Origin of the sequence: Halomonas sp. 3A7M (genome assembly GCF_014897875.1) — a bacterium.
Taxonomy (GTDB): domain Bacteria; phylum Pseudomonadota; class Gammaproteobacteria; order Pseudomonadales; family Halomonadaceae; genus Vreelandella.
In genome coordinates this window covers 24,286-32,855 of sequence record NZ_JABUZD010000129.1, presented here as the reverse complement: position 1 = coordinate 32,855, position 8,570 = coordinate 24,286, and the positions used below count along the sequence as shown (strand labels likewise).

The 8,570-nt window shown below is 51.3% G+C and carries 6 protein-coding genes; 4 read left to right on the top strand and 2 right to left on the bottom strand.

The features are described from left to right. Positions 1–149 precede the first annotated feature (149 nt). From INT19_RS11840 to INT19_RS11825, 4 genes are all read left to right on the top strand, one after another. Positions 150–458, top strand: a complete 309-nt coding sequence (locus INT19_RS11840) for a DUF427 domain-containing protein (protein ID WP_193060882.1) — start codon at positions 150–152, stop codon at positions 456–458. A gap of 430 nt (positions 459–888) precedes the next feature. Further along, positions 889–1,575, top strand: coding sequence for a hypothetical protein (locus tag INT19_RS11835; protein WP_193060880.1), 687 nt, complete (start codon positions 889–891; stop codon positions 1,573–1,575). 122 nt (positions 1,576–1,697) lie between these two features. Continuing rightward, positions 1,698–2,696: a hypothetical protein gene (locus INT19_RS11830; protein WP_193060879.1), complete on the top strand. Its 999-nt coding sequence runs from the start codon at positions 1,698–1,700 to the stop codon at positions 2,694–2,696. A 141-nt stretch (positions 2,697–2,837) separates the two neighbouring features. Beyond that, on the top strand, positions 2,838–4,253 hold the full coding sequence (locus INT19_RS11825) for a hypothetical protein (RefSeq protein ID WP_193060878.1): 1,416 nt from the start codon (positions 2,838–2,840) through the stop codon (positions 4,251–4,253). A gap of 144 nt (positions 4,254–4,397) precedes the next feature. Here the strand turns inward: INT19_RS11825 and recD are convergent, their stop codons facing one another. Both recD and INT19_RS19480 read right to left on the bottom strand, forming a co-directional pair. Then, positions 4,398–6,761 carry an exodeoxyribonuclease V subunit alpha gene (gene recD / locus INT19_RS11820; protein WP_193060877.1) on the bottom strand — a complete coding sequence of 788 codons (2,364 nt, stop codon included), beginning with the start codon at positions 6,759–6,761 and terminating at the stop codon, positions 4,398–4,400. Next, positions 6,758–8,570, bottom strand: a 1,813-nt coding sequence (locus INT19_RS19480; protein WP_226924594.1) for a 3'-5' exonuclease, incomplete at its 5' end; no start/stop codon positions are given. The genes INT19_RS19480 and recD, both read right to left, overlap by 4 nt.

The following is an 8,570-nucleotide window of genomic DNA, read 5'->3' as shown; positions in this document are numbered from 1 at the left end:
GGCCACTTGGCCGCATCATGAAGGGCTTAGAGCGGAGTAAGTTGCTTTGTGAACCCAGTAGGCGGTCTTCAGCGGGCTTAAGCTGGGCGCTCAAGTGGCTAAATGTCGATATTAATATTACTCAGCCGGATGACCGGCTGGGTAAATGAATAAGGACAACAGGCAGTGGAAACGGCTCGAAATCGGGTTTTTCTACAGCCTCGTTAATCGCCGACTCCACCAATACGCTTGAACTCCGCGAACACGGCTACCCGCCACGCCACTACTTCCCACGTGAAGACGTACGGATGGAGTTACTCAGCGTTTCAGAAACCACCACATTTTGCTCATTCAAAGGGCATACGGTGACTTTCTCGCTGGGTGAACGCCAGGATATCGCCTGGAGCTACGAGCAGCCGATTGGCGGCTTGGAAGCTATCGCGGACAGGGTGGCGTTTTATGAGGAATTGAGCGAATGACGCTTTTTCGACCCAAAGCGGTAATTCTTGGAAATGTAGCCTAATTATAACTATTAATTATTTATGTCAATAGCTTGGAGTTGTTTTTTAGACTGCATTTGTCGGGTAAACATGCAGGCACGTTTATCCAATCATAAAATGGGCAGTCTAATATCTGTTAAAAGCTTCAAAGTGACCAACTGCCTTAAAGGTGAAATTTGAATCATTACAAGAACAGACTGATATGCTTCTTAGATGTCCTGGGCTTTTCAGCGATGGTCGAAAAGGCGGGAATTGAAGATATTTATAATAAATATTCAGAATTCGTCGATACTGCAAAAAACAAGGTTTTTTTGGAGTCCCTGAGGACTACGAAGGGCCTAGCAACAATTTTGAGATATCTGAGATTATTTCTGACTCAATACTTTTGATTTCCTATGATATCGATAATGTGGCTTCTGTTAATAATTTCATAGGGTCCATTAATTTCTTTTTAGAGATAGGCCTGAAAAATGGTTTTATGTTTCGTGGGTGCGTTAATCAAGGTGACATCATTTTTGATGAAGAGAGACGTATATTTTTAAGCAATGAGTTTAACGAGCTAGCAAAGTATGAGCCTCAAATCAATGCTCCCGTTTGCGTAATCTTTGAAAAAGCTAAAGCTACGGTCGTGTCCTCTTTGTTTGGAGGCGAAATCTCCAGTCATGGAGTGGCTCCCTCAAAGTCGTTGCCTGTAATTAAGTTTAATGTTCCTTTAAAAGGTAAAAAAGAAGAATCATTTTGGTGCGTTAATTACACATATTTTTGCAATCAAATCCATCTAAACGACGCGATGGAGTATCTGGAAGGTGATCCCGTAAAGAAGAGCAGCTTTATTCACTATATTGAATTCCTTGATGCGCTGCCAGAAGATAGGCTGATGCCTAACGAAGTTAATAGTGACGGGACCTTCGTAAAGGTTATGAAAAGCAGGAGCGGAATGCGAGTGGCGATCACGAATGGGATTGGCGACACCCTTCAAACGCCTATTCAATGGGGGTTTCCTCAGGTATTCATTAAGCCGCCAGAAGAAATAGAAATGAAAATAGATCCAAAAACAGGACAAGTTAGTTTCAATGCAAAGGGGCGATGGTATTAGGTAGTCTTCCAGGGTTAGAGTAATAGCTTTTAACAAGGCGTTGTTGTTGGATCAATTTTCCGCTGTGCTAAAAAATGGCCGCAAAGCGCGGCGTTATACATTGATCGAGCTAAATGATAAATATGAATAGTGAAGAAAACCTTAAAGGTGTGAAAAATATAAACATTCAGGTTAGAGGAAGCTATCCAGTAGTCAGCGCATATGAATTTGAATTTCTTAAAGAGATTCCAGATATACACCAGCTATGGCGTGAAAGTACTATTTACTTAATTGTTCAGCGCCCGTTGATGTATTTTAACAACCTTAGGATAGACGACGCGGGTCTAGTTAACTTTGATATATCTGACATGAGAGGTAACGTTCCTCTGACGGGAACCCTTGACCCATATTCAAGTGGATTGGCTAAGGACGGCGAAAATTATTCATTTAGCTTTCATCTTTACAAAGGTGAAGCCAAAGGGAAGAAATCTGTAGATTATGCGGCCGGATTTTCTATAGAAACAGAGTCCTTAGAGCATCTGGTAAGCATTACCCCACAAAAAATAATTCACTTGTCGGATTTAAATAGTCCAGGTTACAAAATATCAGGAAACTTGAACGACTATATTGACTATAGAGTCCATTACGTTGGTAAAGCTTTCAGTCAAGACATCTGGTCGCGATTGACAGGCCACGGAAATATGCAGTCAATTTTGACTAAAGAAACTGTGCTGGATAGCGTAAGTAACAGAAATTCGTTTGAAATATCACTAATATTGCTCGAAGTCGTTGGGTTTAACGAGGAAAATATTTTTCCTTATCAACCTTGGTTGCTTCGCTCGAACGTAACTCCTATTTTACACGATCTGGGAAGTGATGATGACGTCGATTCATTTATAAACTTTTACAAACCAATGGTGGATTTTAGCAGTCAAGAACTTACGAATGAAGTTGAAGCAATGCTGATTAATAAGTTTGATCCAGATTATAATAAAATCAAGTTCAAAAATTATCCAAACATAAAAAATGGAACTAGATCAAAAGGCTACTCTGAATCTAGCCTTGTGCTTGAGTGCAACCCAACCACCCTCGAGACAGACAAATTTAAATTGAGTGCTATTTTTGGCAAAGGCAGCGTATAACAAGCCAATGCACGCGGTGCCAGCTACGTTGCGCATTTTTTTGTGGTTTCGCTACGCTCCTTTATACCACAAAAATTGCTCCACTCTGCTGGCCTGGTGATTGGGGCGTTAGATTTACGAGTTGTCACTCAGGAGGTGATTTTGACGAAAAAAATTAAGGTTTTATCAAAAGATGAGGTGACAACTGGCGTCGATCAGTTTACTTCTGGATTAACACAGTATCTCGGCGAGCTAGGGCTCCCTAATGATCAGGTTCTTGTCCCGGTAAACGAGCGCCAGCGGGTGATTACCAATATTCCTGACGTAATTGAGTTGATAGACTCTGACAGGAAATCTACTTCAATTTACCTGTCGAAATTCATTGCTGCCTGTGGAGCCGGTCTATTTGATGCTGCGCTCAATTTTATTTGGGATGAAACTGTTGTAAACCTCCGTAATAAAGTTGCTCGCTTCGACTTGGAGTATTTTTATGACAGTGTAGTTACAGATACCAAGCGGAGGTCAAAGCTAAAGGATGCAGAAGACCTTCAAAAGATCGAAGAATGGGAGCTTATTCGAGGCTGTCATCTCACTGGCATTCTTTCTGATATTGGTTACAAACACCTTGATTACATAAGAGACATGAGGAACTGGGCCAGTGCTGCGCACCCAAACCAAAATGACTTGACTGGTTTCCAGCTAATATCTTGGCTGGAAACATGTATTCGAGAGGTGATTGCAAAAGAGCCAGAAGGGCCAGTAATCGAGGTAAAGCGATTTCTCAATAGCATCCGGAGTAACACGCTTGCCGAGCATGATGCCCAGTACATAAGAGTCGGAATTGAGAATTTGCCGCCTGAGCTTGCGACATCCTTGCTTAGAACTTTATTTGGGATGTATACAACAAAGGACGCAGCCGTACGGGTTAAAAACAACATAAAACTGGTGGCTGGTTCAGCCTGGAATGTGGCTCCAGATGAGGTTAAATATGAGTGTGGTTTCAAATATGCAACATTTGCTTCAAATGGAGAAGTAGAGCGTAAAGACGCGGCCAATGAATTTCTTTCAGTTGTGGGGGGCTTGCCATTTCTGCCAAGCGATACCCTTGCGCTAGAGATTTCAGAAAAAATCGACTGTCTCTTTGCTGCTCATACTGGTTTTAATAACTTTCACAATGAGCCAGCACACGCTCGTGCTCTTGATGCCTACGTCTCTTCGGCCGGAACGATTCCGGACGCTGTTCGCAAGTCTTATGTAAAGACCCTTGTGATGGCTAAGATTGGAAATGGGCACGGCATATCGGAAATGGCCGTACCGTATTATGACAGGTTAATATCGAAGTTCGGCGAGTCGGAGTTGCGGGAGGTTGCCCTTCTCCTAGCTGACCGGGAATTTGCCTCTCGAGTCGGCTTGAGGTCTTGCGTTTCAAACTTCAGAGCTCTGCTGGGAAAAATCGCACCGAAAACAACCAATCAAGTGATTCAACAAGCATTCGCTCAGATTCAAGGAGCTACTGACTCGCAGATTCCAAAACTTGGAAAGGATAGCTCCTATAAGCGGTTGTTGGGAATACAATAAGCATGCACCGAATGCCAAAACCTCTGCTTCTCTACGGCTTTGTTACTGGTGATGGCAGCGTTATACCAGCATTGTCTCAACATCCGCAATTGGCCGAAGACCGACACTATCAGCACCGCTAATGTCGGTCTTGATTACAGCCTTCTACATCCCACTAACCCTCATCACCTCCCTAGTAACCGCCTCATTCAACACCCCGCGTTTGGCTTCGATCAACGTGAGCCAGTCGCGGGCGCGGGTGATGCCGGTGTAGACCAGCTCGCGGGTGAGAATCGGGTTGATGGTGGGCGGTAGCAGCAGGGCGGTGTGCAGGAACTCCGAGCCTTGAGACTTGTGTACCGTCATCGCGAACACGGTTTCTACCGAGTGCAGGCGGGAGGGCAGCACCCAGCGGATGGGGCTATCGGCATCGCTCGTGGCACTTGATGAAGGAAAGGCCACTCTTAACAGCTTTTGTTGCGGATTGCGTGGATCCGGCACCGCCAGCGTTATGCCGATATCGCCGTTCATTAGTTTTAGGCCGTAGTCGTTTTGGGTGACCAGTACCGGGCGGCCTTCATACCAGCCTTTCTCTAACGTGTAGTCACTGCCGTAAAGTAGCTTTTCACTACGCAGGGTTTTGGCGATATGCAGGTTTAGGCCTTCTACTCCCCAGGGGCCTTTGCGCAGCGCGCATAGCAGCTGGAAGTGGCTGTAGGCACTTAGCACCTCGCTTGCCCAGGCGTTATAGGCCGCTGGGTTGTCCTCAAACGATTCCCCACGCGGGCGTTGCGCGTTCAGCACCTTTAGATAATGGCGATAGCCAGTGGGCGGGGCGATGGGCTCATGTTTGTGGTTGGTGCGGCCTTCGCCGCCATTGAGAAACTTGTCCGCACTACCGTGAATCACCAGCTTATCCAGCGCGGTGTCATCAGCAAGCGTTAGGTGGTGTAAGTCTGGGTAGCCATGGCGCAGCACGGCGTTAACGGCCTGCTGTTTTTCCCGGTCAGTTTGGGCGTGGCTGGGCTGGTTAATCGCCTGGGCTAACTGGCCGATACCGCTGTGTTCGTTAAAGCGGTGGCTTACCCGTAGCATGGTAATGGCTTGGTCGAGCGGCTGGCCGTCAGCATCCAGGTACTCGGGTGGCAGCGGCTGGCCGGTGGCGCTTTCCAGCCATTGGGCGGTTGCTGGGGTGTAGTGGGCGGCTTCGGCGCGGCGGCATAAATCGCCAAGTACCGAGCCAGCTTCTACCGAGGCTAGCTGGTCTTTGTCCCCCAACAGCACGCACTGGGCATTGGCGGGCAGGGCACTCAGCACGGCGGCCATCATTTCTATATCCACCATGGACGCTTCGTCGATCACCAGTACATCCAGCGCTAGCGGGTTGGCGGCGCTGTGGCGGAAGTGGCGGGTGTCGGGTCTTGCGCCTAATAAGCGGTGAAGTGTGGTGACTTCAGTTGGGATTGCGGCTTTTAGCTGTTCTGTGGCCTCATTTTCGCGAGCTGAAGCTCCCTCCCACAAAGCTTCCTTCCACAAAGCTCCTTCCAGCAAAGTGGCTAATCCTTTGAAGGGGAGTTGGCTGACTTGCCCGGCGATGGATTCATTCAGGCGGGCGGCGGCTTTACCGGTGGGGGCGGCTAGGCGAATGCGCAGCGGTTGGCTGGGTAAGTGAGCCAGTTGCAGGGTTTGCAGCAGGGCGAGCAGGCGCACCACGGTGGTGGTTTTGCCGGTGCCGGGGCCGCCGGTAATAATGCCGAAGCGGCTGCGGGCGGCCAGGGCGCAGGCGGTTTTTTGCCAGTCGAGGCCGTCGCTTGGCTTGAACAGAATATGCAGGGCCTGGGGGAGAAGGCCAGGGTGACTATCGTCACCCATCGCCCAATAAATTGGCCTCCTACAACGGTTATCAGTTGCCGTCGTGGCGTTATCATTCACCGCCTGTGTGTGTGCGGTGTTTTCATCTTCTAGGCGGCTGGCGATTTGCTGGTGCAGGGTTTGCTCGTACTGCCAGTAGCGGCGTAGGTAGAGTCGTGCGTCTGAACCTGAATGAGTAGTCACTACCACCAGCGGCGTGTTGCCAGGGCCTTCGCTGGTGAGCAGTGGGTGATGCAGCGCGGCTTGCCATTCGCTTAGCGTGAGCGTTGCCAGCACGTCGCTGGGCAGCGGTGGCGGGTCGGTTAAATCATCCCCTTCTGGCGGTAGCGAAAGGGCGAAATCCGGTGCGTTAAGCGTGGCGTTCAAATCTAGACACACATGGCCTCGGCCTAGCTGGTGGCTGGCCAGGGCGGCGGCTAACAGCAGCAGCGCGGGGGCATCCGGTGCTTCTGCCGCTAGAAAGCGCACCAGGGCGCGGTCTAAATCGCGCAGCCAACCCCTGGCTACCCAGCGCTCGCATAGGGTTAGTAATTCAGTGGTATCGCTTAACGCAGGGTGAGCGCTCACTGGCGTGGAAGCCGTGGTGGGCTGGGCATCCTGTGTTTCAACGGCATCGCCAAACAGGTCGAAGGTGTGGGTGTCTTTAGGCTTACTCATACCGTCGCTTCCTGTGCGGGGCTTGAAAATGATGCGCCTGCAAACAGGCTATCCAGTGCTTCGATCAGTTCAACCGGGGCGGGCTCGGAAAATACCCCGCGCCCTGGGCTGCGGCTGCCGCGCAGAAATACCGTCATCGAACCGCCTAGATGCTGGTGCGGGTCGTAGTCGGGCAAGCGCGCTTTTAGCAGCCGATGCATAGCCAGAAGGTAAAGCGCGGCCTGGAGGTCGTAGCGCTTGGCCAGCAACGCATGACGCAAGGCGTCCGGTTCGTAATCGCTGTCATTCGGCCCTAAATAGTTCGATTTCCAGTCCAGCACGTAAAAGCGCCCCTGGTGCTCGAAGGCTAAATCGATAAAGCCTTTCAGCATGCCGTTTAGGGTGTCGGCATCCAGCGCTGGGCGCTCAACCCCTGGCAGTAAGTGCTTGCTTACCAGTGCATCAATCGCCTGGGTGTTGACCCGTTGGGCGGCTAGCCAGAACTCTAGCTCTACTTGGTAGCTGGTGAGTTCGGTGAGCGCGACGCTTTGTTGGTTTGGCGCGGCCAGCGGTAACGGCGTGGTGAGCAGCGCTGAAAGCCAGCCAGCCAGTGGTTCCTGCCATGCTTGCCAGCCGCGTAGCTGTACGCGCCGCCATAGCATGTCGTTGAGTGAATCTTGATCGTTGGCAGCGGCTGCAAAGCCTTGTCTGCCTGCCCATTCCAACAGCCCGTGCAGGAAAGTGCCCGGCCCTGGCCCCCTGGGAAATTTATGCAGATGAAATGTTTCCTGCTGGGCCAACTGGGATAGTTCCTGCGGCTCATCCAATACTTCAAACGCGGTGGCTTCCTGGGCGGTGGTGGGCTCCAGTGGCGTGGCCGTGGGGGCGGTGAGCGTGCCGGAAAGGCGCAGCGCCGAGTAGCTGGCAATCCACCAGTGTTCCTTGGCTGGGCGCGTGGGCGTGCGGGCGTGCCCAAGCGCGGCGCTTTGTTCTGAGAGAGCAAGGCGCTGGGCAGTGGGGGCCGGTGGCTCGCTGACAGCAATCTCGCTGCCTTGAACCAGCGCTTCCAGCGCGCTGGTTAGCTCTGCCGGTGCAATCATTTTTCCGCCGCTAATCAGGTAGCCGAGGGCGCTATTTTCCAACCCTTGGAGCGGGGCTAGCCCCAGCCAAGTCGCGTGGCGGGCGCGGGTCAGCGCTACATAAAGCTTGCGCAGGTCTTCCCCTAAACGTTCGCGATCGGCGGTGGCCTGTGTTTCTTCATCTGCGTTTAGGCTGAGCTGAAGGTTGCCGTGGGCGTCGTGCCAGCGCAGCGGTATGTCTTTATCGCTTACCGGGCGGTGGTTGGCGATAAACGGCAGGAATACCAGCGGGTACTCAAGCCCTTTGGATTTGTGGATGGTGACCACTTTGACCAAATCCGCGTCGCTTTCCAGGCGCAGCTTGTGGCTATCGCCGTGGCTTTCCGGGTCGGCAATGGCTTCATACAGAAAGCGAATCAGCGCGTGTTCGCCATCCAGTTCTGCGCTGGCTTGCTGCAGCAATTCGCCTAAGTGCAGCAGGTCGGTGAGCAAGCGCTCACCCTCTTCGAATTCCCCCAGTAGGCGGGCGGGAATGTCGAAATCCACCATCATACGGCGTACCAGCGGTAGCACACCTTGGCGCTGCCATAGGCGATGATAGTGGCTGAATTGCTCCACCCGCCCTTCCCAGGCCAGCTCGTTTTGTTGCAGGTGATCAAGGTCGGCTAGGCTCAGCCCCAGCACGGGCGTCGCCAAAGCGGCGCGCAGGTGAGCTTCGGCTTGGCGAGAGCTGGCCAGTGGCTCGGCGCAG